At 71.1% G+C, this 22478-nt stretch carries 23 protein-coding genes; 11 read left to right on the top strand and 12 right to left on the bottom strand.

What is annotated here, in order from left to right; translation table 11 throughout:
* Window positions 1-750, top strand: coding sequence for a carbohydrate deacetylase (locus tag OWM54_RS28040; protein WP_223747182.1), 750 nt, complete (start codon window positions 1-3; stop codon window positions 748-750).
* Window positions 751-849: 99 nt separating this feature from the next.
* On the opposite strand, the gene OWM54_RS28035 is transcribed toward OWM54_RS28040, so the two are convergent.
* A complete protein-coding gene (locus OWM54_RS28035; protein WP_267699498.1) occupies window positions 850-2769 on the bottom strand; it encodes a hybrid sensor histidine kinase/response regulator in 1920 nt (639 codons plus the stop codon).
* 196 nt (window positions 2770-2965) lie between these two features.
* On the opposite strand from OWM54_RS28035, the gene queF reads away from it, so the two are divergent.
* Complete coding sequence (gene queF / locus OWM54_RS28030) at window positions 2966-3328, top strand: preQ(1) synthase (RefSeq protein ID WP_141325292.1); 363 nt, start codon at window positions 2966-2968, stop codon at window positions 3326-3328.
* A 56-nt stretch (window positions 3329-3384) separates the two neighbouring features.
* Here the strand turns inward: queF and OWM54_RS28025 are convergent, their stop codons facing one another.
* Together OWM54_RS28025 and OWM54_RS28020 are read right to left on the bottom strand one after the other, a co-directional pair.
* Complete coding sequence (locus tag OWM54_RS28025) at window positions 3385-3579, bottom strand: hypothetical protein (RefSeq protein ID WP_267699497.1); 195 nt, start codon at window positions 3577-3579, stop codon at window positions 3385-3387.
* Between the two features lie 18 nt (window positions 3580-3597).
* Window positions 3598-4608 (bottom strand): serine/threonine-protein kinase, encoded by a 1011-nt coding sequence (locus OWM54_RS28020; RefSeq protein ID WP_248543090.1) that lies wholly within the window; start codon window positions 4606-4608, stop codon window positions 3598-3600.
* A 182-nt stretch (window positions 4609-4790) separates the two neighbouring features.
* Here OWM54_RS28020 and OWM54_RS28015 point away from each other — a divergent pair, with 182 nt between their 5' ends.
* From OWM54_RS28015 to OWM54_RS28000, 4 genes are all read left to right on the top strand, one after another.
* On the top strand, window positions 4791-4997 hold the full coding sequence (locus OWM54_RS28015; RefSeq protein ID WP_223747179.1) for a hypothetical protein: 207 nt from the start codon (window positions 4791-4793) through the stop codon (window positions 4995-4997).
* A 64-nt stretch (window positions 4998-5061) separates the two neighbouring features.
* Complete coding sequence (locus OWM54_RS28010; protein ID WP_267699496.1) at window positions 5062-6201, top strand: phospholipase D-like domain-containing protein; 1140 nt, start codon at window positions 5062-5064, stop codon at window positions 6199-6201.
* Window positions 6202-6325: 124 nt separating this feature from the next.
* The gene (locus OWM54_RS28005; protein ID WP_267699495.1) at window positions 6326-7849 is read left to right on the top strand and encodes a Ppx/GppA phosphatase family protein; all 1524 of its coding nucleotides are present in this window, start codon (window positions 6326-6328) and stop codon (window positions 7847-7849) included.
* 155 nt (window positions 7850-8004) lie between these two features.
* A complete protein-coding gene (locus OWM54_RS28000; RefSeq protein ID WP_267699494.1) occupies window positions 8005-9225 on the top strand; it encodes a zinc-dependent alcohol dehydrogenase in 1221 nt (406 codons plus the stop codon).
* Between the two features lie 11 nt (window positions 9226-9236).
* Here OWM54_RS28000 and OWM54_RS27995 read toward each other — a convergent pair whose 3' ends face one another.
* Together OWM54_RS27995 and OWM54_RS27990 are read right to left on the bottom strand one after the other, a co-directional pair.
* Complete coding sequence (locus OWM54_RS27995; RefSeq protein ID WP_267699493.1) at window positions 9237-10262, bottom strand: S-adenosylmethionine:tRNA ribosyltransferase-isomerase; 1026 nt, start codon at window positions 10260-10262, stop codon at window positions 9237-9239.
* Window positions 10259-10981 carry an SDR family NAD(P)-dependent oxidoreductase gene (locus tag OWM54_RS27990; protein WP_267699492.1) on the bottom strand — a complete coding sequence of 241 codons (723 nt, stop codon included), beginning with the start codon at window positions 10979-10981 and terminating at the stop codon, window positions 10259-10261. The genes OWM54_RS27995 and OWM54_RS27990 overlap by 4 nt, the downstream gene beginning before the upstream one ends.
* A gap of 91 nt (window positions 10982-11072) precedes the next feature.
* On the opposite strand from OWM54_RS27990, the gene OWM54_RS27985 reads away from it, so the two are divergent.
* A complete protein-coding gene (locus tag OWM54_RS27985; RefSeq protein ID WP_046718499.1) occupies window positions 11073-11630 on the top strand; it encodes a helix-turn-helix domain-containing protein in 558 nt (185 codons plus the stop codon).
* Between the two features lies 1 nt (window position 11631).
* Here OWM54_RS27985 and OWM54_RS27980 read toward each other — a convergent pair whose 3' ends face one another.
* Window positions 11632-12324 (bottom strand): 2OG-Fe(II) oxygenase, encoded by a 693-nt coding sequence (locus OWM54_RS27980; RefSeq protein WP_267699490.1) that lies wholly within the window; start codon window positions 12322-12324, stop codon window positions 11632-11634.
* Between the two features lies 1 nt (window position 12325).
* Between OWM54_RS27980 and OWM54_RS27975 the strand changes: the two genes are divergently transcribed.
* Entirely contained in the window at window positions 12326-12943 is a 618-nt protein-coding gene (locus OWM54_RS27975) for a DUF4230 domain-containing protein (RefSeq protein WP_267701173.1), read from the top strand.
* A 72-nt stretch (window positions 12944-13015) separates the two neighbouring features.
* Here the strand turns inward: OWM54_RS27975 and OWM54_RS27970 are convergent, their stop codons facing one another.
* From OWM54_RS27970 to OWM54_RS27960, 3 genes are all read right to left on the bottom strand, one after another.
* A complete protein-coding gene (locus tag OWM54_RS27970; protein ID WP_267699489.1) occupies window positions 13016-13300 on the bottom strand; it encodes a hypothetical protein in 285 nt (94 codons plus the stop codon).
* Window positions 13300-14577 carry a tetratricopeptide repeat protein gene (locus OWM54_RS27965; RefSeq protein WP_267699488.1) on the bottom strand — a complete coding sequence of 426 codons (1278 nt, stop codon included), beginning with the start codon at window positions 14575-14577 and terminating at the stop codon, window positions 13300-13302. The genes OWM54_RS27970 and OWM54_RS27965 overlap by 1 nt, the downstream gene beginning before the upstream one ends.
* Window positions 14578-14865: 288 nt before the next feature.
* A complete protein-coding gene (locus OWM54_RS27960; protein WP_267699487.1) occupies window positions 14866-16929 on the bottom strand; it encodes a response regulator in 2064 nt (687 codons plus the stop codon).
* A gap of 197 nt (window positions 16930-17126) precedes the next feature.
* Here OWM54_RS27960 and OWM54_RS27955 point away from each other — a divergent pair, with 197 nt between their 5' ends.
* Both OWM54_RS27955 and OWM54_RS27950 read left to right on the top strand, forming a co-directional pair.
* Window positions 17127-17903, top strand: coding sequence for a DUF2270 domain-containing protein (locus OWM54_RS27955; protein ID WP_223747168.1), 777 nt, complete (start codon window positions 17127-17129; stop codon window positions 17901-17903).
* 133 nt (window positions 17904-18036) lie between these two features.
* Window positions 18037-19041, top strand: a complete 1005-nt coding sequence (locus OWM54_RS27950) for an isocitrate dehydrogenase (NAD(+)) (protein WP_223747167.1) — start codon at window positions 18037-18039, stop codon at window positions 19039-19041.
* A gap of 111 nt (window positions 19042-19152) precedes the next feature.
* Here OWM54_RS27950 and OWM54_RS27945 read toward each other — a convergent pair whose 3' ends face one another.
* From OWM54_RS27945 to OWM54_RS27935, 3 genes are read right to left on the bottom strand one after another with little or no spacing between them, the layout of a single operon-like run.
* The gene (locus OWM54_RS27945; RefSeq protein ID WP_267699486.1) at window positions 19153-19539 is read right to left on the bottom strand and encodes a translation initiation factor; all 387 of its coding nucleotides are present in this window, start codon (window positions 19537-19539) and stop codon (window positions 19153-19155) included.
* Between the two features lie 12 nt (window positions 19540-19551).
* Window positions 19552-20910 (bottom strand): thioredoxin domain-containing protein, encoded by a 1359-nt coding sequence (locus OWM54_RS27940; protein ID WP_267699485.1) that lies wholly within the window; start codon window positions 20908-20910, stop codon window positions 19552-19554.
* A complete protein-coding gene (locus tag OWM54_RS27935; RefSeq protein ID WP_223747165.1) occupies window positions 20907-21233 on the bottom strand; it encodes a cupin domain-containing protein in 327 nt (108 codons plus the stop codon). Before OWM54_RS27935 ends, OWM54_RS27940 begins: the two co-directional genes overlap by 4 nt.
* Window positions 21234-21271: 38 nt before the next feature.
* On the opposite strand from OWM54_RS27935, the gene OWM54_RS27930 reads away from it, so the two are divergent.
* Entirely contained in the window at window positions 21272-22348 is a 1077-nt protein-coding gene (locus OWM54_RS27930; RefSeq protein ID WP_267699484.1) for a YgfZ/GcvT domain-containing protein, read from the top strand.
* Window positions 22349-22478: the final 130 nt, after the last annotated feature.

Raw genomic sequence — 22478 nt, 5'->3', positions numbered from 1 at the left:
GTGAGCACACGCACGCTCGTCATCAACGCCGACGACCTGGGGCACGACCCCGCCATCACCCGAGGCATCCTCAAGGCCATGCGAGAGGGGGTCGTCTCCTCGGCCTCCCTCATGGTGAACACGCCCTACTCCGAGGCCGCGGCCCAGGAGTCGGGGGGCCTGTCACTGGGGCTGCACCTGGACCTGGCCCGGGGCCAGCCCGTGTGGAGCGAGTTCCCCCGCGAGTCGCTGGGCGCCCAGGGGCAGTTCACCGAGGGCCGCGCCGCCGGGCTGTCCGCGGAGGTGGTGGAGGCGGAGACCCGCGCCCAGTTGGAGCGCTTCACCCAGCTCACCGGACGCGCGCCGAAGCACATCGACGTGCACCGGCACCTGCACCTGCACGCCAATGTGCTGGAGGGCGTGGCCAAGGCCGCCAGGGACGCGAAGGTGCCGGTGCGCGCGCTCGACTCCATCATGCGCCACGCGCTGAAGAAGCTGGGCGTGCCCACGAACACGCACTTCGTCGGGGACACGAGCGATGACCCGTACTGGACGCTGGAGCGGCTGGAGGCGGAGCTGGTGGCGCTCCCCTCCGAGGGCGTCATCGAGCTGATGTGCCACCCGGGCTACCGCCCCGAGAAGGTGAAGAGCAGCTACGCCGCGCAGCGCGAGGTGGAGCTGGCCACGTTCGTGGACCCGAAGGCGAAGGAGGCCCTGTCGCGGCTGGGGCTCACGCCGGTGGACTTCGGCGTGCTCGCTCCCGCGAACTGAGGCCTTGCGGGGGCGGCCCCCTCGCCACTCGAGCGCTGGGGCCGCGAGATAGAGCTCCGGCGCGCGGGTGCCGCGAGGCCACGCGGCCCCTCAGCGGGCTCAGGCCCGGGTCAGCAGGCCCACCTGGGCCACTTCCTCGACGACGTGGGGCGCGGTCGCCGTCCTGCGCCGCTCCTGCGTCAGCACGTTGCGCACGCGCGCCACCAGCTCGTCCGCGACGTACGGCCGCGTGCACAGGGACGTCTCCTCCTGCGCCCACCACGGCCGGGCATCCCCGGCCAGCAGAATCGGCACCGGACGCGCGCGCGGCAGCGTGGCGAACGTCTCCAGGAACACCCCCGCCTGTCCATGCGTCGCGGAGGTGGACAGCACGATGAGGTCCACCGGCAGGTGCGTGGCCCGCCGGAGCGCCTCCGCCCCGTCCCTCGCCGTGAGCACCTCGAAGCCCTCCGCGCACAGCACGCGCTCGGCCATCGCCTCCTGCGCCGAGTCCTCGTCCAGGAGCAGCACCCGCCGGGGCAACATCTTCACCTCGTGCGCCGGCATGCGCGGCAGGCTCACGGTGAAGGTGCTCCCATGCCCCTCGGCGCTCGCCAGCGTCAGCCCGCCCCCGTGCAGCCTCGCGATGGAGTGGCTGATGAACAGCCCCAGCCCCAGGCCTCCGAAGTTGCGGTGCGACACGTTGCGCGCCCGGTAGAAGCGCTGGAACACCTGTGACTGGTCCGCGCCCGGAATCCCGATGCCGTGGTCCTGCACGTGGATGCGCGACTCGCTCGCCAGCTTCTCCACCCGCACCACAATCGGCTCCCCGGGCGGGCTGTACTTGTGCGCGTTCTCCAGCAGGTTCACCAACACCTGCTCCAGCCTGTCCCTGTCGCCTCGCACCCACACCCGCTCGCGAGGCACCTCCACGGCGAACGGGCGCTCGAAGGCCGCGCGGAAGTGGTCCACCACCTCCGCCACCAGCTGCCCCAGCTCCAGCGGGGCCAAATCCAGGGCCAGCCGACCCGCGTCCAGCCTCGACGCGTCCAGCAGGTCGTCCACCAGGCCCACCAGCCGCTCGACCTGGCGCTTGGACTTCAGCACCGTGGACAGCTCCAACGGCTGCCCCAGCGTGAGCCGGCGCTCCATCGTGTACAGGCCCAGCTTCAGCGGCGTGAGCGGCGTCTTCAGCTCGTGGCTCGCGATGGACATGAACTCCTCGCGCACCTGGAGCGCCGCCTTCGCCTCCCTCAGGAGCCGCGCGTTCTCCACCGCCACCGCGAGCTGGTTGGCCGCCGCCGTCCACAGCTCCAGCTCCCTCGCGGAGAAGGACGTGCCCTGCTCCTTGTAGAGCAGCAGGAGCCCCACCGTCCGACGCGGCGCGCACAGCGGCACCGCCGCGAAGATGGAGCCCAAGGAGTCCCCATACCCGCGCTGGATGCCCAGCTGCGCCTGGCGCAGGGTCAGCGCCTGGTGGAACGGGTCCTCCGACGGGTCGAACGAGTCCTCCGGCGACTCCGTCCCCGCCAGGTCCGACACCGCCGAGCGGCGCAGCTCCGTGCCGTCCTCCTCGCAGAGGTACACCTCCGCGCGGCGCACCTGGGCACACCTCACCAGCGCCACCACCGCGGCCGCGCAGACGCTGTCCACCTCCAGCGACTCGCCCACGGCGCGGGCAATCTCGCGCACCGCCAGCGAGAAGGCCCCGTCGTCATCCACGCCGGAGGGCTCCACCACCAGCCAGGCGCCGGGCACCTCCTCCTCGCGGCCCGGCTTCACCTGCACGCGCACCTGGTGCAGCTCGCGGGTGATGACGTGGCCGGTGTGGGCGCGGCCCTCGCGCACGGCCAGCTCGATGGCCTCCAGGCTCCGGCCCTGCTCCAGCGCGGACAGGAGGCTGTGGCCGGGACTCAGCGCCATGCCCGTCTTGCGGGCGAAGCTCGCCTCACACCACTGGACGCACAGGTCGGGACCGACGCGCACCAGGGCCTGGGGGAGACACGAGAAGGCTTCTTCGACGTCAGGGGGAAGCGTCATGTGCTCGGGAAGGTGGCGGGGGCCTTCCCGGGATTATGAACCCCGCGGCGAAGGCGCAACCGAGGGCCCCCCCGCTTTCCCCGCTGGTGGACGGGTGCCGCGTTGAGGGCTCGACAGAACCCCCGGCGGGCCTCCCGAAAGGCCCCACTCCACGTCGTGGATGACACGTAGCGATGGTGTGCTAGACGACAGCGCCATGCCTTCGCAGCCGACCAAGGACCTCCAGACCTTCCCCAACCCGGCGCCCGAGCGCGACTACGAAATCGCGTTCGACGTCCCGGAGTTCACCTGCCTCTGCCCGCTCACGGGGCAGCCGGACTTCGCCCGGTTCAAGATCACGTACGTCCCCGACCAGAGCTGCATCGAGCTCAAGAGCCTGAAGCTCTACATGTGGGCGTACCGCAACGAGGGGGCCTTCCACGAGAAGGTCACCAACACCATCGCCGAGGACATCATCAAGGCCATCCAGCCGCGCAAGCTGACGGTGGTCGGTGACTGGTTCGTGCGCGGTGGCATCGGCACCATCGTCACCGTCACGCACGAGAAGAAGAAGGCGTAAGCACCCGGCGGGGTGGACGGTCGCCCCGAGGCGCCGTCCCTCCGGACGCGTGGGGCCTACTCCACCTTGTCGAAGATGGCGTCGGCCTTCTTGTTGAGGTCCGTCTCCACGCGATCAGCGGCCTTGTGCACGTTCTCCAGGCGCCGCGCGGCGGCGGCCTTGGGGTCCGTCCTGGCCGGCCGCTGCAGGACGTACCACGCGGCGGCGACGAGGACTCCAAAGCCCAGCACGAAGGTGACGATGCGTCCCATGACTGCCTCCTGTCCTCGTCAGCGCGTGAGCTGCTGGACGAGCGGCGCCCACTGCGCCTGGGTGAAGTAGAGCCCGGTGCCCGCGGCGGACGCCAGCGCCAGCGCGGCCAGCGCCCACTTGAGCTTGCCGCCGGAGCGAGTGCGTGAGGTGTCGAAGACCTCCGCCGCCGCGTCCAGCTCCTGGGGCCGCAAGAGCTGCTGCGCCTCCGTCTCGGTGAGCTTCTGGCGGTGGCGCAGGAAGGCGACCAGGAGCCCCGCGTGCGACACCTGGACCTCCTGGGCGAGGAACACGTCCAGCTCGCGGCGCATGGCGGCGGCGTCCGGGAAGCGGTCCTCGGGCTTCACCTCCATGGCGCGCTGGATGATGCGCACCAGGGGCGTGGGCACGTTGGGGGCCACCTTGTTCAGCGGCGTGTACTTGCCGTCGCGGATGCGCGCGAAGACCTCGCCCGCCGTCTTGCCGTGGAAGGGCCGGGCGCCGGAGAGGGCTTCGTAGAGCAGCACGCCCAACGAGAAGAGGTCGGTGCGGCCATCCAGCGGCGCGCCCGTCACCTGCTCCGGGGACATGTACGACGGGGTGCCCACGGCCATGCCCGCCTGGGTGAGGGCCTCCAGGCCCACGTCCTTGGCGATGCCGAAGTCCATCAACTTCACGTCACCGGACTTGGTGAGCATGACGTTGGCGGGCTTCAGGTCGCGGTGGATGATGTGCCGGAAGTGCGCGTGGTCCAGCGCGCTGGCGATGCGCGCGGCGATGACGCCCGTGACGTCCGGGGGCAGCGGCCCTTCCTTGATGAGCGTGTGCAGGGTGGGCCCGTCCACCAGCTCCATCACCATGAACAGGCTGTCGTTCTTCTCCACCAGGTCGTAGAGCGTGACGATGTTCTGGTGGCGGAAGGCGGCCAGCGCGAGCGACTCCCGACGGAAGCGGGACAAGGTCTCGCGGTCTCGCTTGCCCTCGGGCAGCAATTCCTTGATGGCCACCTCGCGCTGAATCATCTCGTGGAGGCCGCGATACACGACGGCCATCCCACCTCGGCCCAGCTCTCCGAGCACTCGATACGCGCCAATCTTGCGATGACGCACGCTTCTTTCCGCGGCAGGCACGTGCGAAGGGTACAGAAGTGGACGCGCACCGTCGATGTCTCACGTGGCCGCTTCGACACCCGCCGGGTCCGAGACCACAGGCCCCCGCATTCCCCCTCGACACCATGACACTGCGTCTGCTCGCCCCCCTCCTCGCCCTCTGCATGTTCGGCGGCTGCATCGTCCACCGGGACGTGCACCACGACCACCGTCCGTCCAAGTCGAAGAAGTCCAAACACAACAGCAAGCAATGCCACCCGAGCCAGTACTGGGACGGCGACGAGTGCCGTCACAAGGGGAAGGGCAAGGGAGCACGCAAGCACGACGGGTGAAGTCCCCTGGCTCCCCCCGGGGCCCGTCCCCCTGGGCCCGGGAGAGTTGTAGGGTGGCCAGGTGATGCGTCCCGAAGCCGCCGTCCGCCCGTCGCCCATCCCCGCCCTCGTCCCCGGAGCGCTCGCTCCGGAGCGGGAGGATGAGCGGTGCACGCTGCTGGATGGCGGGACGGAGGCGTACCCCCGGATGCTGGAGGCCATCTCCTTCGCCCGGCATCGCATCCACCTGGAGGTCTACACCTTCGAGCGCGAGGGCGTGGGCGCGCTCTTCGTGGACGCGCTCGTCGCCGCGGCGAAGCGGGGCGTGTCGGTGAAGGTGGTGGTGGACGGCTGGGGCAGCATCGGCAACAGCACGTACCTCACCCAGACGCTGCGGGCCGCGGGCGCGAAGGTGCGGGTGTACAACCCGCTCACGTCGCTGTGCCTGGGGCGCTCGTGGCGAAACCACCGCAAGATATTGCTCGTCGACGACACGGTGGCGTTCCTGGGTGGCATCAACATCGGAGATGCGTATGCGGCGAAGGGGGACGTGCCCGGGTGGGCGGACCTGGCGGTGGAGCTGCGAGGCGACATCTGCCGGCAGCTCGGCGAGAAGCTCACGGCGGGCGCGGCGGCGCTGTCGTCCGGGGCGGTGCGCCTGTTCCTGTCCGGCTTCGCGGGAGGCCACCGGCTGAGGAAGCGCTACCTGTCCGCCATCGACGGCGCGAAGCACGAGGTGCTGCTCGCCCACGCGTACTTCCTGCCCGACGCGGCCTTCGTGCGGGCGCTGACGCGCGCGGCGCGCCGGGGCGTGCGGGTGTCGCTGCTGCTCGCGGGCCGCAGCGACGTCATCTTCGCCAGGGCCGCCACCATGCGGCTGTACGGCACCTTCCTGCGCGCGGGCGTGAGCATCCACGAGTGGACCGCGTCCACGCTGCACGCCAAGGCGGCGGTGGTGGATGGGCAGACGCTGCTCGTGGGCAGCTTCAACCTGGACCCGCTCTCGCTCGTGAATCTGGAGACGCTGGTGGAGGCCGAGGAGCCCGGCGTGGCGGCGCAGGCGGCGCTGTGGCTGGAGAAGCACGTGGCGATGTCCCGGCACGTGCTGCTCGACCAGTGCGGCCGCTCGGGGCTGCAGCGGTGGCTGCTGGACGTCGTGGGCCTGGCGGTGGCGCGCTTCGCGGAGCGCTTCGCCAGCTTCATCGGCCGGCGTCGCAAGCGCTGAAGGCCCCCGGGCGTCACGAGGACGTCACACGGGCCGTGGGGGAGCGCTCCGCCGGGTGGCTGCTCCCGTCGATGACGTGCTGCGCCGAGCGTCCGGGGGCTCTACACTGCCCTGACGCCCGACCATGCCAAGACGCCACCCCCTCCAGCCCGTACTCGCCGCCATCGACGTGGGGACGAACGCCGTCCGCTTGGAGCTCGCCCGGCCGGATGCCGACGGGGCGCTCGAGACGCTGCACCAGGAGCGAGACCCCATCCGTCCCGGTGAGGGCGTCTTCGCCACGGGCACCATGCCGGAGGCCACGGCCCAGCGGCTCTTGTCCACGCTGCGCCGGTACTCGGCGCTGTGCCGCCGCCACAAGGCGCAGGTGCGCGCGGTGGCCACCAGCGCCCTGCGCGAGGCGCGCAACGCCCCGGACATCGTCCGCCGCGTGCGCGAGGAGTCGGGCCTCAACCTGGAGGTCGTCAGCGGCAAGGAGGAGGCGCGCCTCATCTGCCTGGGCGTGCTGCACCGCAAGCCGCCGGGCACCCGCTCGCTGCTCATCGACATCGGCGGGGGCAGCACGGAGGTGGCCACCGCCGTGGGCGAGCGGCCCGACAACCTGTGGAGCCTGGGGCTGGGCTCGGTGCGGCTCACGGAGGTGTTCGACGCGTCACGCACGGTGACGACGAAGCAGCTGCGGCTGATGCGCGGCTTCGTGTCGGAGGTGCTGGGCAAGACGCTGCCGCCCAAGCTGCCGCACCTGCCCCGGGTGGCGCTCGGCTCGTCGGGCACCATCAACGCGGTGGTGTCCTTCGCCGCGGCGGAGAACAGCGGCAACGCCACCGTGCGCCAGCTCACGCAGACGGTGGAGGCGCTGGCGCAGATGCCGGTGGAGCGGCGCAGGAAGCGCTTCGACCCCAAGCGCGCGGACATCATCGTCTCCGGCGCCGTCATCCTCGAGGGCGTGGCGAAGTACCTGGGCGTGGAGTCCGTCAGCGTCGTCAACCGCGGCCTGCGCGACGGCATCCTGGTGGACCTGCTCTACCGCCAGGAGGCGCACCACCCGCCGGACGACCACAGCCTGTCCGACGCGGCCATCGCCATGGGCCAGCGCTTCTTCTTCGACGAGAAGCACGCCAAGCAGGTGACGCGGCTGGCGCTGCGGCTCTTCGATGACCTGGCCGCCCTGCACCAGCTGCCGCTGTCGGTGCGCCCGTATCTGGAGACGGCCGCGCTGTTGCACGACATCGGCCACGCGGTGAACTACGAGCGGCACCACAAGCACACGTACTACCTCATCCGGCACGCGGACATCCCGGGCCTGTCGGACCGCGAGCGGGAGCTGGTGGCCCGCGTGGCGCGCTACCACCGCAGGAGCCCTCCGGAGCTGGCGCACTCGGGCATGGCGGGGCTGACGCCCACCGAGGCCCGTACCGTGCGCAAGCTCGCCACCCTGCTGCGCGTGGCCAACTCGCTGGACCACAGCCACCACCAGCCCATCAAGGACTTCCGCGCCACCAACGGCCGTGACGGCGTGGCGCTGCACCTGCACGCGCGTCAGCCGGTGGACCTGGAGCTGTGGAACGCCGAGCGCGAGGTGGTGCCCTTCCGCCGCGTCTTCGGCCGCAAGCTCACCTTCCACGTGCACCACACCGCGGGGCGCTGACGCACGGCTCCCCGGCTGCTGGCCGGAAGAGGAGGCTGTGCGCACTTTGCTCCCACCCGGACGGATGCCCACGCTGCAAGGCGTGTGGGTCCGTCCGCGGGCGGGCCCTTTCGTCTTTCCAGACACGGGCCCCCGGCGGGGGAAGGAGCAGTCCGATGAAGGCCATCGTATTCCATGGGATTGGGGACATCCGACTCGACGACGTGGAGGAGCCCCGGCTGGAGAAGCCCACGGACGCCATCGTCAAGCTGTCGGCGAGCGCCATCTGTGGCACGGACCTGCACATGATTCGCGGGACGATGCCGGGGATGAAGCCGGGCACCATCCTGGGCCACGAGGGCGTGGGCTATATCGAGGCGCTCGGCGACGACGTGCGCAACTTCAACGTGGGCGACCGCGTGGTCATCCCGTCCACCATCGCCTGCGGCAACTGCGTGTACTGCCGCGCGGGCTACCATTCGCAGTGCAACGACGCGAACCCCAACGGCGCCGCCGCGGGCACGGCCTTCTTCGGAGGCCCCGCGCCGACGGGCCCCTTCCACGGCATGCAGGCGGAGAAGGTGCGCGTGCCCTTCGCCAACGCGGGGCTGGTGCGCATTCCGGACGGCGTCACCGACGAGCAGGCCATCCTCGTCTCCGACATCTTCCCGACGGGCTACTTCGGCGCGGAGCTGGCGGAGATCAAACCGGGCGACACCGTGGCGGTGTTCGGCTGCGGCCCGGTGGGGTTGTTCGCCATCGTCAGCGCGAAGCTCCTCGGCGCCGGCCGCGTCTTCGCCATCGACTGCCACGAGGACCGGCTGGACCTGGCGCGGGCGCAGGGCGCGGAGGTCATCAACTTCGATGAAGAGGAGCCGGTGGCGACGCTCTTGCGCCTGACGAACGGCATCGGCGTGGACCGGGCCATCGACGCGGTGGGCGTGGACGCGGTGCACGCACACGCGGGCCCTGCCGCGAAGGAGGCCCACGCGCAGAAGGCGGAGCACAAGCGCGAGGTGAAGGAGGCCGCGCCCAAGACGAACCCGGACGGCAACAACTGGGTGCCCGGCGACGCACCCGCGCAGGTGCTCCAGTGGGCAGTGGAGGGCCTGGCCAAGGCGGGCACCCTGTCCATCATCGGCGTCTACCCGCAGCAGGTGCGCACGTTCCCCATCGGCGCGGCGATGAACAAGAACCTCACGCTGCGCATGGGCAACTGCAACCACCGCAAGTACATCCCCCGGCTGCTGGAGCTGGTGCGCACCGGCGAGGTGGACCCCACGGCCATCCTCTCGCACGTGGAGCCCATGGCCAGCGCGCTGGACGCCTACCGCAACTTCGACCTGCGCAAGCCCGGCTGGGTGAAGGTGGAGCTGGAGCCCTCGCAGCTCCAGTGAGCCGTGGGCCCTCACGTGTCCAGGATGAGGCACGAGTCCCCGAACTCGTGCCCCAGGTAGCCCTTCGCCTCCGCGTGCGCGGCCACGTCTCCGAGCAGGGACAGTGGAGCGAAGGCCTGGAGCAGCGCGTGGTGGCTGGTGCCCGGCTCGTGCATGCCGGTGAGCAGGCCGTCCACCACGCGCGGCACGAAGCCCGGCCCCAGGAGGAGGTCCGTCACCGACTCTCCCGCCACCAGCCCTCCGCCATTCATCGCCGCCCTGCCCTCCAGCGCGCGCACCACCGTGGTGCCCACCGCGACGACACGGCCTCCCTCCGCGCGCGTGGCCTCGACCTGGGCCACGGTGACGGCGGGGATGTCCGAGCGCTCGGGCCGGGGCAGCGCCGCGTCCAGCACCGCGTCCCCGGTGGAGGACAGGCCCGCCGCGTGGGTGAGTGACGCGAGCCGCACGCCGCGACGGCGCAGGGCGAGCAGCAGGTTCCAGGTGAGGGGCAATCCCGCCGAGGGCGACTCCACGGCCCAGGGCCTGGCGCCGTAGCCCGTCTGCACGTGCCACAGGGACAGGGGCGCCAGGGTGTGCGCGTACTGCACGGGACGGCCCCCCTGGTAGAGCGCGGACCAGAGCTCGGCGCCGTCGTCCTCGAAGGCCACGCGCAGCAGGCGCGGGGAGGGCGGCAGCACCTCCACCACCCGCGCCGACAGGCCCACGACGGTGAAGCGGGCCCCGGCTTCGAGCACGGGCGGCGAGGGACGGTCCTCGGTGCGCTTGCGCCAGTCCCCCGCGCCGAAGAGCACGGCGAGCCACGTGCCGTCCGGCTCGTGCGACAGCAGGCGCAGCTCGATGCGCTCCGCGGCCGCCGTGCGACCCTGCAGCGAGGCGGGGAACGTGGCCGCGTCGTTCACCACCAACAGGTCCTTCTCGCGCAGGAGCGAGGGCAGGTCCGCCAGATGGGCATCCTTGAAGCGGCCCGCGCGAGGCTCCACGTGCAACAGCCGCCCTTCCTCCGGATGGTCTCCGGGCCAGCGCGCGGGCTTCATGCGGCCTCCAGGCGCGAGGCCTCCAGGCGGGAGCCGCTGGGCGGAAGCGGGCGCTCCACCAGCGTGACGATTCGGGCGGCCACGTCCTCGGGCCGGGCCAGCGTGGCGCGGTCCGCGTCCGGTATCGCGTCGGCGTGCATGCGCGTGTCCATCTCCCCCGGGTCCACGCTGAGGAAGTGCACCCCGGTGCCCTCCAGCTCCGCGGCCCAGATGCGGCCCAGGTGCTCCAGCGCGCTCTTGGACACGCTGTAGGCGCCCCAGCGCGGATAGGACGCCACCGCCGCGTCGGAGGTGATGGTCACCACCAGCCCTCCCCCTCGCACCACCATGTTGCCCACCACCGCCTTGGAGAGCCGGAAGGGGCCCACCAGGTTGACCTCGAGCACGCGCTGCAGGTCCTCGCACGCGGTGTCGAGCAGCAGCGGCAGCGGCGTGGGCCCCAGGGTGCTCGCGTTGTGCACCAGCACGTCCACGGGCCCCACCAGCGACGCGGCCACGCCGACCAGCCGGTAGATGGACTCCTTGTCGCCCACGTCGTAGGCGAGCCCGTGCGCCTCCAGGCCCTCGGCGCGCAGGGACTCGGCCACGGCCTCCATCGGTTGCGCGTGCCGGGCCACGCCCACCACCCGCGCGCCCCGACGCGCGAAGTGGCCCATCAGGGCCTTGCCCAGCCCCTGGCTCGCGCCCGTCACCAGGACTGCCTTTCCCTTCAAGTCCATTCGGATGTCCTCCTTGCCGGGAGGGATAGCCGGGGGGCGTTGATGAAATGGCGTCCACGCCAATCCTTTGGCAGATTGCCATCCCATGCCCCTGGAAGAAGAGGACCTGCCGAGCCGGCTCGCCCGCAACATCCGGACGCTGCGCGAGACGCGAGGCGCCACGCAGGCCCAGCTGTCGAAGCTCGCCGGAGTGCCCCGGGCCACGTGGGCGAATCTGGAATCGGGGACGTCCAACCCCACCCTGTCCGTGCTGCACCGCGTGGCCTCCGCGCTCCAGGTGTCCCTGGAGGAGCTGGTGGCGAAGCCTCGGGCCAGCGCTCGGCACTACCCGCGTGACAGCCTGACGACGCGTGTGCGGGGCGCGGGGCAGTTGCGCAAGCTGCTCCCGGACCCGCTGCCGGGCATGGAGTTCGACCGGGTGGAGCTGCCCTCAGGCGTGCGAATCACGGGCGTGCCCCACACGCCGGGCACCCGGGAGTACCTGGCCTGTGAGTCGGGCGAGCTGGTGCTGGTGGCCAGCGGCGAGCGCTTCCTGCTCAAGCCCGGGGACGTGGTCGTCTTCCGGGGAGACCAGAAGCACTCGTACGAGAACCCGGGCACACGCACGGCGGTGGGCTACTCCGTCGTGCTGCTCGCGCCGCCGCTGTGAGTCAGCCCGCGTCGCGGCCGTAGAACCAGGCGGTGAGCGCCAGGCGGTGGGCGTGGGTGGGCAGCACCTCGTGCTCGATGCGCTCGCTCAGGAAGACCACCAGGGTGTCGAGCCTCGGCGGCACGTCCACGGGGGACTCTCCCTCGGGGTGCAGGCGGAGCAGACCACCGTGCTCGGCGCGCCAGTCCGGGTTGGCGTACCAGATGGCCGTGGCCCTGCGGTTGGACTTGCCGGGGAAGGCGTCGAAGTGGCGTGAGTAGTGCGCTCCGCCGCCGGGATAGCAGGCGAGCTGGAGGTCGAAGCGTCCCAGGCCCAGGTACGCGCCCGCCGAGAGCGCCTGGCCGAGCTGCTCGAACTGTCGCCAGAGGGCGCCGAGCGCCGTGTCGGGCTCAGGCGTCACCCAGCCGATGAGGTCTCCCCTCACGCGGGTGTCGAGCGTCCGGTCCGCGCCTCTCCGGATGCCCGCGGCATGAAGTACTCCAGACTCCGCCCTCGCCAGCGCTTCTGCCCGCGCCGCGAGGGCTGCTGCATCCCCGAGGAAAGCCGGGCGCGTGAAATACCCCCGCGCGCCCAGCGCCTCCACTTCCTGGACCGACAACTCCACACGTGCTCCTTCCAGCAGCGTGCCGACTCCACCTGAGCGCACCGTGCCCCAGACGCGGGCGGCGCGGAAGGGGATAAACTCGGGGGCCATGATGACGCACCTCACGCGAATCCTCGCCGTCCTGCTGGGCATCGCGGCCGGAGCCCTGGGGGCCGGCTGGCTGCTCAGGCCGCGCATCCCCGCCCCGCCGGACACCGCGTCCGTGGTGAGCCAGATGCGCGAGGTGGCGCGGCTGGAGACGCTGGAGGTCGCGCTCTACAAGAAGGTGTCCTTCACGCCCGAGCCTCAGGTGACGGATGCCTTGTGGAAGGACGTGATGAACTGGGCGCGGCACGCCATCCAGAACCCACATGGCCGCGCCATCGTGTTCGCGGATGCGTACCTGGGGTTCGACTTCCAGCGGTTCGGTCCGTCGAACCTGCACGTGGCGGGGACGAAGGTGTACGTGGTGATGCCGCCCATCGACGTGCGCGTGGCGCTGCGCCCCGGGGAGACGGAGGTCATCGACTCCAACCTGGACAGCGAGCAGACGGCGCAGCTGCTGGAGAAGGCGCGGCTCGCGTTCGAGCGGGAGGTGCGCGCGGACACGCGACTGCAGCAGCGGGCGCGGGACTCCGCCGAGCGGGCCCTGCGCGCGCTGCTCGTCACCGTGGGCTATCGCGAGGTGTTGTTCGTGGAGCGGTTGCCGATGTCCGCCACCGCGGGGTGAGGCTGGCACTTCGCCCCACCCACGCCATTCACCGAACGACGGACTTCAGAGCCTTGAGGCTTCGCGCTCGGGTCACTCTGGCGGCAGGGCGCGCTCAGCGTCCTTCAGCCAGCTCTCGAACCCTTCTCGTTGAACTCGCGCGTACCCTTCGTCCTTCACACGGATGTCCGCATCGTCGAGGAAGTGCCAGGCGATTTCCTCCATGTCATTGCTCTCAGGGATGGTGTCCAACCGTAGAAGCAAAGCCATGGCCTCCTTCTGCCACTCCTTGAGACTTTCCTTGTCCGTGGGCTCATGCTCGAACAGCCTCCGCATCGTCCGCAGGGCGGAGCCCCACTCCGAGGAGGGAGCACTCATCAACGCCCCTCCTCGAGTCCAGGGGCACGGGCGAAACCATCCTCGGTCAGCAGGAATAGCCCCGCGATTCCCTCCGAGGTCGGCAAGAGTTCCGTGAGCACGGCTCGGGCCGAGGCATCTGAGGCCCTGGCGACGAGCGTCATCTCGCGCCGCACCAGGGACACGTACAGCGCGCCTTCGCCCACCTGCTCCGTGAGCAGCCGTCGCTGCCCTGCCGTGAGCATCCGCGCGCCGTCCAGCCCATCCCCGCCCGCCACCGCCCACAGGCCCGAGAAGCCCTCCGCCAGCCGCACCTCGCCCCGGTCGATGATGACGGGCTTCACGGGCGCGGGCTCCAGGTTCCTCCACGCCGCCGCGTCCACCGCCTCCACCGTCAGGCCCGAGTCCTTCAGCGCCGACTCCGGCAGGTAGCGCACGAAGTCCGCGTCCTCCAGCACATAGAAAACCGAGAGCCCCGCGGGCCCCTCCCGGTGCAGCGCCCCCACCGCCTTCGCCGCGAAGTCCGCCGGCCGCAGCACGGGCCGAAGCCTCGCCTCCAGCGACGCCGCATCCGACGCCCCGAGCCCTGAGTCCAGTCCGTCCAGCCGTACCGCCAGCGCCTCGACATAGGCCGCCAGCCCCTGCGTGCCCGGCGCCTCCTGATAGGCCGCGTACAGCGAGCCCAGGTCCACGCGCCCCACTCCGCCCGAGGCCAGCTTCACCAGCAGGTCCTTGCCCTGTCGACGGAACGCCACGCGCGCCCGGGTGAGCGCCCCCGCCAGCGCGGCGGTGAACTCCGGCCGGAGCACCTGCTCCTGAGGCACCGGCGGCGGAGGCAGGTCCGCGGCCTCCAGTTCCTCCTTCAACAGCCGCGCCTCCGCGTCGAACGGATCCCTCGCCAGCGCGTCCTTCACGTAGGCCTGGACCTTGTCCATCTCGCCCCGGCGCAGGGCCAGCACGGCCAGCACCTTGAGGACCTCCGGGTCGTCCGGCTCCCGCGCGCGCACCTGTCGCAGCAGCGCCTCCGCGTCTCCGTGCCGCTCCAACCCCAGGAGCGCCCGGGCGAGCCCCAACTGCACCGGGACGTGCTGGGGAAAGTCCCGCCGCAAGGCCTCCAGGAGCGGCAGGGCCTCACGCTCCGCGCCCGCGTTGATGAGGGCGTGCGCCACCGCCAGGCGCGGCGTCGGCCCGTCCTCGTCCCTCACCCGCGCGCGCAGCACCTCCAGCTCCGCGTCACTCAGGACCTCACCCGCCTCCACCTTGCGGCGGATGCGCTCCACTTCCAGCAAGAAGCTCACGCCCGCGACTCTAGACGCCCAGGCCCGATTCAAGAACCACCCCGCACCGCGCCCGCAAACCCAACGCCAGACAACCACCCCACGGCGTCAGGGAATACCCACCGACGGAATGGACAAACAACCCAACAGGAAACACTCACATGCCCTGATGTTGGATGGTGGGTAGAGGGTCCTGCGGGCACCATGCCCGTCCTGGCTTGGCGCGTGACGGCGCGATGTGAAGGCCGCGGTGGAGGGCCGGCGGCGGCCCCTGTCGGTGCTCCACCGCGGAACAGTCCCAGCAGCACGCTAGTGCTGTGAATCCGGCCCCGGACTGGCGGGAGCCTCCTCGTCCGACGACGTCTCCTCATCCTCCCCACCGTCCGTCTGCGCGAGGAAGTCATCCAACGCGCCCACGTCGATGGGCTTGCGGAACACCGCGTCCACCAGGGCCAGATTCGCCCGGTTCTGTCCGCGCACATCCATGCCCGTGACGATGGCGAGCAGCGCCTGGGGCGACTTCTCGCGCAGCTCGCGCGCCAGCTCCCAGCCGCTCATCTCCGGCATCACCGCGTCCAGCAGGGCCGCGTCGTAGCGGCGCCGGTCCCACATGCCCAACGCCACGGTGGGGTCGTGGGCCACCTGCACCTCGTAGCCCTCCTCCCCCAGCACCTCGGCCATCATCCGCGCGTTGTCCAAATCATCGTCCACCACCAGCACGCGGCGCGTCTGCTGGAAGCGCCGGGGCGCCGACACCGGGGGCCGCGTCACGCTCTCCGGAGGCGGCGTGGGCTCGTTCGGCGACGGCACGCGCACCCGGGGCAGCCGCACCACGAACGTCGCGCCGCTCCCCGAAGACACGTTCTCCGCCGTCAGCTCGCCGCCCCAGCGCTGCACCTGCGCGCGCGCCACGGCCAGGTACAAGGACAGCTGCGGCGCCCCCGGGTCCCTGCGCAGCGGGTCGAACAGGTGCGACAGCTCCTCCGACGCATACGACGGGCCCTGGTCCTGGATGCGCAGCGAGAGCCACGCGGGGCCCTCCTCGCGCGTCGTCACCTTCAGGTGCCCGCCCTCCTCCATCCTGTCCCGCGCCGCGAGCAGCAGGTTCACCACCAGCTCGCGGAAGAAGGCCGCGTCCGCGCGCACCGCCCCCGGGTCGTGAAGGTCCAGCTCCACGTACACCGGGTGCTCGCGCTGCTCCAGCTCGCCGCGCGCCAGCTCCAGCGACTCGCGCACCGTCTGGTCCACCTTCACGTCGACGGGCCGCTCCTCGGTGCGCTGGACGTTGAACTCCTGCAGCCGCGCCACCAGCTCGCCAATCTGCTGCACCGTCTTGTCGAGCGCGTCCAGGTGCTCGGGCTTGTACTCGCGCTGCAACAGCGTGATTCGCAGCCGCAGCACGTTGAGGAAGTTGTTGAGCGCGTGCGCCGCGCCACCCGCCAGCTGCCCCAGCGCCTGCTGACGCGTGCGCTGCAACAGCCGCCCCTGCAGCCGGCGCAGCTCCCCGTACGCGCTCTCCAGCGCCTTGGTCTTGTTCGCCGACTCCGTGCGGTCCGTGAAGGTCTGGATGGCGCCCGCGAGTTCGCCCTCCTCCTCCCACACGGGCGTGGCGCTCATCTCCAGCGTCACCTCGCCGCCGCCGGGGCGCTCCACCACCATCATCACCCCGCGCACCGGGCCCTGCTCCTTCAGCGCGCGCACGAAGGGCATGTCCGCGACCTTGAAGGGCTCACCCGAGGCGTGCCGCGCGTTCACCTGCGTCAGCACCGGCGCGAGCGTGTTCACCGCGCGCCCGCCCACCACCGCGCGCATCGGCACGCCCATCAGCCGGCTCACCGGAGGCGTGGCGAAGGACACCGTGCCGTCCACCTCCGCCAGGAGGATGCCCACGTCCACGTGGTTGAGCACCGACTCCATCACCGCCGCTTCCCGGAAGCGCACCTCCTCCGTCTTTAGAATCCGCGCGTACGACGCCTGCGCCGCCGCGTCCCCCTCCCACACCAGCTCCGCGATGAGGCCCGCCACCTCGGGCTCAATCAGCCCACCGTGGTGGCGCGCGTAGACGTGCAGCAGCACCTCCTCCAGCGACTTGAACTCGCGGGTGAGGTCCTCGGACTCGAAGTTCTGCGTGTACCGGTCCGCGCCGTGCGAGCGCGCCACCTCCGGCCACAGCCGCACCGCGTCCTCGCCCCGGTCCTTGAGCAGCCGCGCCATCTCCCCCACCAGTCGCCGCAGGGGAGCGCGCAAGTCGCGGCCCGGAATCTCCACCTCGTACACCTCCGCGCGCAGACGCTTCGCCCACAGGCGCGTCACACGCTCCTGCTCTCCCTGGAGCAGCTCCGACAAGGCTTCGATGGGGTCGAGACGGGCCACGTTGAAAAGCCAAGGTGTGCATGGCCGCCCGCCATGGCCACCCAGGCGCCCGCCCGCCTGCCCGTCCCCGACGCCGTCCAGACACGCCCGGTCGGCTGCCCCTCGACAGGCCGTTCGCGGAAGGCGCGCGGATCGCCCCCTGGCGTCCGGGCGAGCCGTTGCACCCGCTCGCGCGTCAGCCCACCTTCCAGGAACGGATGCCCCTCAACGAGCCCATCAAGAACGACCTCCTGGAGTCGCCATGGCTGTCGCAGCAGGCCATGGCGCAGCTCTTCCGGGGCGAGCTGAGCCGCTCCGACACCTGGCGCACGCGCCTGGACACCACCACCAACTGGGCGCTGACGACGACGGCCGCCGTCATCTCGCTCGGCTTCGCCACGCCGCAGAGCTCCCACGTTACCTTCCTCGTCGGCATCTGGATGGTGGTGTCCTTCCTGCTCGTCGAGGCGCGCCGCTACCGCTACTACGACCTGTGGAACCGGCGGGTGCGCCTGTTGGAGGACGGCTGGTGGGCCCCCATGCTGCGCCGCGAGCCGGTGGACCCCGACGCCCTGCGCGAGCTGGCGGTGGAGATGTCCCGGCCGCAAATCCAGCTGTCGCTGATGTCGGCCATCTCCACGCGGCTCAACCGCACCTACGGGCCCATCCTGCTGGTCCTGCTCATGACCTGGTTCTTCAAGGTCTACAGCCACCCGAAGCCGCCCGAGGACTTCGGCGAGTTCGTCGCCCGGGCCCACGTGGCGTGGATACCCGGGTTCCTGGTCATGGCGGTGCTGGCGCTCATCACCATCGGCGCCGCCTACCTGTTCATCTCCTCGTTCTTCATCCGGGCGCCCCTGGGCGAGCTGCGCACCCGGCCCCGAGGACGACGCGCCGCGCTGTGGGAGTCCTTCTACCGGCCCTACGCCATCCGCCGCAGGCACCGGCCGACCCGCAGGGCCCCCCGTCGCCCGGACGCGGCGTCCGAGCACTGAGGCCCCGGCCCTCGCTCGCAGGCCGGGTGGCCCCGGAGGGTTCGGCGTGCTCATGGCCCCCATGTGCCGACCTGTCCGGCTGGAAGTTTTCGTTCTTCCGGGAGCGGGGGATTTGTGCTGTGAATCCGCACCCATGGCGAACACGCGCACTGTTACGGTCCTCAATGGCGACGGCATCGGCCCCGAGGTGATGGCGGCCACCATTCGCGTCCTCGAGGCGCTCAAGGTTCCCCTCGAGTTCGAGTACAAGGACGCGGGCACGGAGGTGGTGGCGAAGTACGGCACCAACCTGCCCCACGAGTCGGTGGAGGCGGTGCTGCGCAGCGGCGTGGCGCTCAAGGGCCCCACGGGCACGGTGGTGGGCGGCGGACTTCCCTCCGCGAACGTCGGCCTGCGCAAGCGCCTGGACCTGTACTCGTCGCTGCGGCCCGTCAAGAGCGTGCCGAACGTGAAGACGCGCTACGAGAACGTGGACCTGGTGGTGGTGCGCGAGAACACGGAGAGCCTCTACTCGGGCCTGGAGCACATCATCGTCCCGGGCGTCGTCGAGGCGCTGAAGATCATCACCGAGAAGGCCTCCACGCGCATCGCGAAGTTCGCGTTCGAGTACGCGCGCAAGCACGGCCGCAAGAAGGTGACGGCCGTCCACAAGGCCAACATCATGAAGCTGTCGGACGGCCTGTTCCTGGACTGCTGCCGCAAGGTGGGCCGTGAGTTCCCGGAGATCCACTACGAGGAAGTCATCATCGACAACCTCTGCATGCAGTTGGTGAAGGACCCGACGCGCTTCGACGTGATGGTGCTGGAGAACCTGTACGGCGACATCGTGAGCGACCTGTGCGCGGGTCTGGTGGGCGGCCTGGGCGTGGTGCCCGGCGCGAACATCGGCGAGCGCACGGCGGTCTTCGAGGCGGTGCACGGCACGGCCCCGGACATCGCGGGCAAGGGCATCGCGAACCCCACGGCGCTGATGATGTCCGCCGTGATGATGCTGGACTACCTGGACATGCGCGACGAGGCCCGCCGGATGGAGAACGCCATCCACAAGGTCTACACCGAGGCCAAGGTCCGCACGGGTGATTTGGGCGGCGGCGCCACCACGCGCGAGTTCACCGACGCCATCATCGCCGCGCTGTAGTCGTCACGAAGCCGTGGCACCCCGAGCCCGGGCCGCCTGTCGAAGGCGCCCGGGCTTTTTCGTGGCCAGGGGACGACGTCCACCGGGCCGCGAAGCGAAGGGCCCGCCCCGTCAGCCCACCGTCACCTTGCGCACGCCGCGCGCCTCGAGCAGCGCGGGGAGCCGCTCGCGCTGGTCGCCCTGGAGCACCAGCGTGTCGTCCTCCACCACGCCGCCGCAGCCCAGCGAGTTCTTCAGCGCCTTGAGCCACACCTCGCGCTGGGGCGCGGGCAGCTCCAGGTGCTCCACCACGGTGACCTCCTTCCCACCGCGGCCCTTGCGCTCCATGCGCACCACCGCGCGCGCCGGGCCCTTCGGCTCGGACTTGCTCGGGGGCGCGGCCACGGGCGCCACCGTCCCCACCGGCAGCTCCTCCCGCTTCGCCGCCAGCGCGGCGAAGGGGTTGTGGAACGGAGCCGGGGGCGCGGCGGGCGCGGCCTTCTTGTCACGCTTGCCCATGGCGTCCGGGACTCAGTGGTTGTGGCCCGCGTGGTCGTCCATCGGCATGGCGCGCGGCGGCGGCAGCACGTCGAACGCGGGCGCGCTCGGGTTGCCCTCCGCCATCACCAGCGCGTACAGGAACGGCGCCGACGGCAGCGCCTGACGGCCGTTCACCACCACCAGCGGCGTGCCGGTGAAGTGGTAGCGCAGCGCGTACGACGTGTCCTCCTGCAGCTTCGCCGCCGTGTCCGCGCTCGCCAGGCACGACTCCAGCTGAGAGCGGGACATCGAGCCGGACGAGGCGATCTCCATCACCCGCTCCGTGTCCAGCATCGCCTGCGCCGCGAAGAGCTTCTCGCGCAGCTCCCAGAAATCCGACGCGCCCTCCAGGCAGATCTGCGCCTTCGCCGCCACGCACCGCACCGTGGGGGCGTCCGGCCCGCGCCGCTGCATCGCCGGGTTGCACGCGCCGTCCAGCGGGAACTGCCGCGCCTCCAGGGACAGCTTGCCCTCCGGCACGCGCTTCTTGAGCACCGCCAGCTCCTCCACCAACGACTTGCAGTGGGGGCACTTGCTGTCGGTCCACTCGACGATCTTCACCGGCGCGGTGGCCGGGCCATACAGGCGCCGCGCCGGCGCCGCGGCGGGCTTCGGCGTGTCCCGGCGGTACATCGCCAGCGCGTTGGAGATGAACTGCTGCTGGTCCATCGGCAGCCCCTTCAGGTACGCCTCCAGCGACGCGGGCGAGCTGTTCGCGCTCGCCGCCCCCGTCGTGGCGTTCGCCGACGCCTCCGTGGGCGCGGGAGGCAACAGCGCCCCCGCCTTGGGCGCGGGCGTCGACAGCGAGCGACCCGGCAGGGCCACCGCCACGAACACCAGCACCGTGGCGCCCACCGTCCAGCCCAGCGCCGGGCCCCACTCGCCTGCCACGCTCGGCAGGCCCTTGAAGGCCACGCCCGCGATGAGCGCCACCAGCGCGTACGTGCCCAGGCACGTGGGGCACACCACGCCCGTCTGGTAGCTGGCGAAGGCGAACACGAACACCGACGCCACGCCCGCCAGCGCCGTCAGCTTCAGCCCCTGCGACGCCGGGGCCACCGACTTGCCCGAGCGCTCGCGCGCCAGGTACACCGCCGACAGCGCCACCACCGTCAGCCCCCACACCAGCCCCAGGCCGGCGACGGGGATGCCGAACAGCTCATGCAACCGGGTGGCGAAAGGCGAGTTCCACACCGTCTCGCAGTTCACCGTGTCGGACACGCCGCACACGGTGGCGCCGCCGGCGCGCAGCGTGAGCAGCTGGCTCCACTGGAAGATGGACAGGGCACTCGCGGCCACGCCCAGCACCAGCAGCGCCACGGCGGCCTTGGAGGAGGACTTCGAACTCATGCATGCTCCGGGGGCGGGGTCATCAGGACGAGCAGTCGGGCGGGAGCGGGGCCTTCGTTGGTGACCCCATGCTCGGCGCCCGCGGGGGCGAACACGGCCGCGCCCACGGTGTGGACCTCCTCCTCGGCACCCACGCGGAAGCGGCAGGTGCCCTCGAGGACGACGTAGACCTTGTCGGAGGTCACATGGTGGTGCGGCTTCTGGGCCTGCCCGGGCGCCAGGCAGTAGACATCCAGGAAGAAGCGCTCGGATTGAAAGACGTTGTGCTTCCGGAGCTTCTCCGGGGAGAAGTCCTGGAAGGACGACAGGTGCTTCACATCCATCGTGGCATTCGCTCCTTCGCCTCTATATAGCGACGGACATGGAACCGCTGTCGCTGCATTTTCTTCACGAAGAAGCGCGGGGCCGCTTCATCGAGGTCGGCGGCCGGGAGGTCGTGGCCGACTACGGGAACGCCGAGGACGCCTACCAGGCCGCTCGTGAGGCCGTGGCCCTGCACGATGCCTCCTATCGTGAGGTCCTCCGAATCACCGGGGAGGACCGGGTCACCTTCCTACATGGAATGGTGACACAGGAGGTGAACAACCTCCCCGTCGGGACCGCAGCCTACGCCGCCCTGGTGAACGTGAAGGGGGCCATGGTGGCGGACGCCCGCATCCTCAAGCGGGAGGCGGACCTGCTCGTGGACGTGGAGCCCGGCACCGGCGCCAAGGTCCGGGAGTTCCTGGAGAAATACCTCATCTCCGAGGACGCCGAGCTGCATGAGGCCACGGCCGACCACGGGCTCCTGCGGCTGCTCGGGCCCCGGACGGGCGCGCTCCTCACGGCCGTACTGGGCACCGACTTCGCCCCGCTGCCCCACCACGCCACCCGTCCGGGGACGCTGGCCGGCCAGGACGTCCTGTTCGTGGGCAACACCCGGCTGGAGCCGCACGGGGTGGACGTGTGGGTGCCGCGCGCGGGCCTGGAGGCGGTGTGGCGGGCCCTGAGCCAGGCGGGCGCCGACCTGGGCCTCAAGCCCCTGGGCTTCGAGACGCTGGAGCTCTTGAGGGTGGAGGCCGGGGTGCCCCGCTACGGGCAGGACATGGTGGACACCACCATCCCCCTGGAGGCGGACCTGGGCCCGAGCGCCATCTCGTACAACAAGGGGTGCTACATCGGGCAGGAGGTCATCGCCCGGGCCACCTTCCGCGGGCACATGAACCGCAAGCTGACGGGGCTCTTGCTGGGCGACGTGGAGGCGGCGCCGGGCACGGAGCTGCGTCGGGGTGAGAAGAAGGTGGGCTGGCTCACCAGCGTGGTGCGCTCGCCGGCGCAGGGTGGACAGCGGGTGGCCCTGGGGTACGTGCACCGCGACTCGCTGGAGCCCGGCACCGAGCTGACCCTGGCTCAGGGCCCCGAGACGGTGAAGGTGGCCGCCCTGCCCTTCAAGGGGTGAGCACGACAATCCTGTCAGTCGGGCCACGGCTCGCTGACGGGGGTGTCGCGGGCCTCGCGGTGTGTCTGCCCGTGGGGCCCGGACTTACGGGCTGTTGAATATGGAACGGGGCTTGCTGTTGGCGCCCCCG

The sequence above is a fragment of the Myxococcus sp. MISCRS1 genome (assembly GCF_026626605.1).
Classification (GTDB): domain Bacteria; phylum Myxococcota; class Myxococcia; order Myxococcales; family Myxococcaceae; genus Myxococcus; species Myxococcus fulvus.
Note: the sequence above shows the minus strand (reverse complement) of the source record. Positions and strands in the feature narration are given on the sequence as shown.

What these genes read in the sequence shown, in the direction of transcription:
- OWM54_RS28035 (WP_267699498.1), bottom strand. Translation starts at nt 2,769, where the DNA reads ATGACGCTTCCCCCTGACGTCGAAGAAGCCTTCTCGTGTCTCCCCCAG.
- queF (WP_141325292.1), top strand. Translation starts at nt 2,966, where the DNA reads ATGCCTTCGCAGCCGACCAAGGACCTCCAGACCTTCCCCAACCCGGCG.
- OWM54_RS28025 (WP_267699497.1), bottom strand. Translation starts at nt 3,579, where the DNA reads ATGGGACGCATCGTCACCTTCGTGCTGGGCTTTGGAGTCCTCGTCGCC.
- OWM54_RS28020 (WP_248543090.1), bottom strand. Translation starts at nt 4,608, where the DNA reads ATGGCCGTCGTGTATCGCGGCCTCCACGAGATGATTCAGCGCGAGGTG.
- OWM54_RS28015 (WP_223747179.1), top strand. Translation starts at nt 4,791, where the DNA reads ATGACACTGCGTCTGCTCGCCCCCCTCCTCGCCCTCTGCATGTTCGGC.
- OWM54_RS28010 (WP_267699496.1), top strand. Translation starts at nt 5,062, where the DNA reads ATGCGTCCCGAAGCCGCCGTCCGCCCGTCGCCCATCCCCGCCCTCGTC.
- OWM54_RS28005 (WP_267699495.1), top strand. Translation starts at nt 6,326, where the DNA reads ATGCCAAGACGCCACCCCCTCCAGCCCGTACTCGCCGCCATCGACGTG.
- OWM54_RS28000 (WP_267699494.1), top strand. Translation starts at nt 8,005, where the DNA reads ATGAAGGCCATCGTATTCCATGGGATTGGGGACATCCGACTCGACGAC.
- OWM54_RS27995 (WP_267699493.1), bottom strand. Translation starts at nt 10,262, where the DNA reads ATGAAGCCCGCGCGCTGGCCCGGAGACCATCCGGAGGAAGGGCGGCTG.
- OWM54_RS27990 (WP_267699492.1), bottom strand. Translation starts at nt 10,981, where the DNA reads ATGGACTTGAAGGGAAAGGCAGTCCTGGTGACGGGCGCGAGCCAGGGG.
- OWM54_RS27980 (WP_267699490.1), bottom strand. Translation starts at nt 12,324, where the DNA reads ATGGCCCCCGAGTTTATCCCCTTCCGCGCCGCCCGCGTCTGGGGCACG.
- OWM54_RS27975 (WP_267701173.1), top strand. Translation starts at nt 12,326, where the DNA reads ATGACGCACCTCACGCGAATCCTCGCCGTCCTGCTGGGCATCGCGGCC.
- OWM54_RS27970 (WP_267699489.1), bottom strand. Translation starts at nt 13,300, where the DNA reads ATGAGTGCTCCCTCCTCGGAGTGGGGCTCCGCCCTGCGGACGATGCGG.
- OWM54_RS27955 (WP_223747168.1), top strand. Translation starts at nt 17,127, where the DNA reads ATGCCCCTCAACGAGCCCATCAAGAACGACCTCCTGGAGTCGCCATGG.
- OWM54_RS27950 (WP_223747167.1), top strand. Translation starts at nt 18,037, where the DNA reads ATGGCGAACACGCGCACTGTTACGGTCCTCAATGGCGACGGCATCGGC.
- OWM54_RS27945 (WP_267699486.1), bottom strand. Translation starts at nt 19,539, where the DNA reads ATGGGCAAGCGTGACAAGAAGGCCGCGCCCGCCGCGCCCCCGGCTCCG.
- OWM54_RS27940 (WP_267699485.1), bottom strand. Translation starts at nt 20,910, where the DNA reads ATGAGTTCGAAGTCCTCCTCCAAGGCCGCCGTGGCGCTGCTGGTGCTG.
- OWM54_RS27935 (WP_223747165.1), bottom strand. Translation starts at nt 21,233, where the DNA reads ATGGATGTGAAGCACCTGTCGTCCTTCCAGGACTTCTCCCCGGAGAAG.
- OWM54_RS27930 (WP_267699484.1), top strand. Translation starts at nt 21,272, where the DNA reads ATGGAACCGCTGTCGCTGCATTTTCTTCACGAAGAAGCGCGGGGCCGC.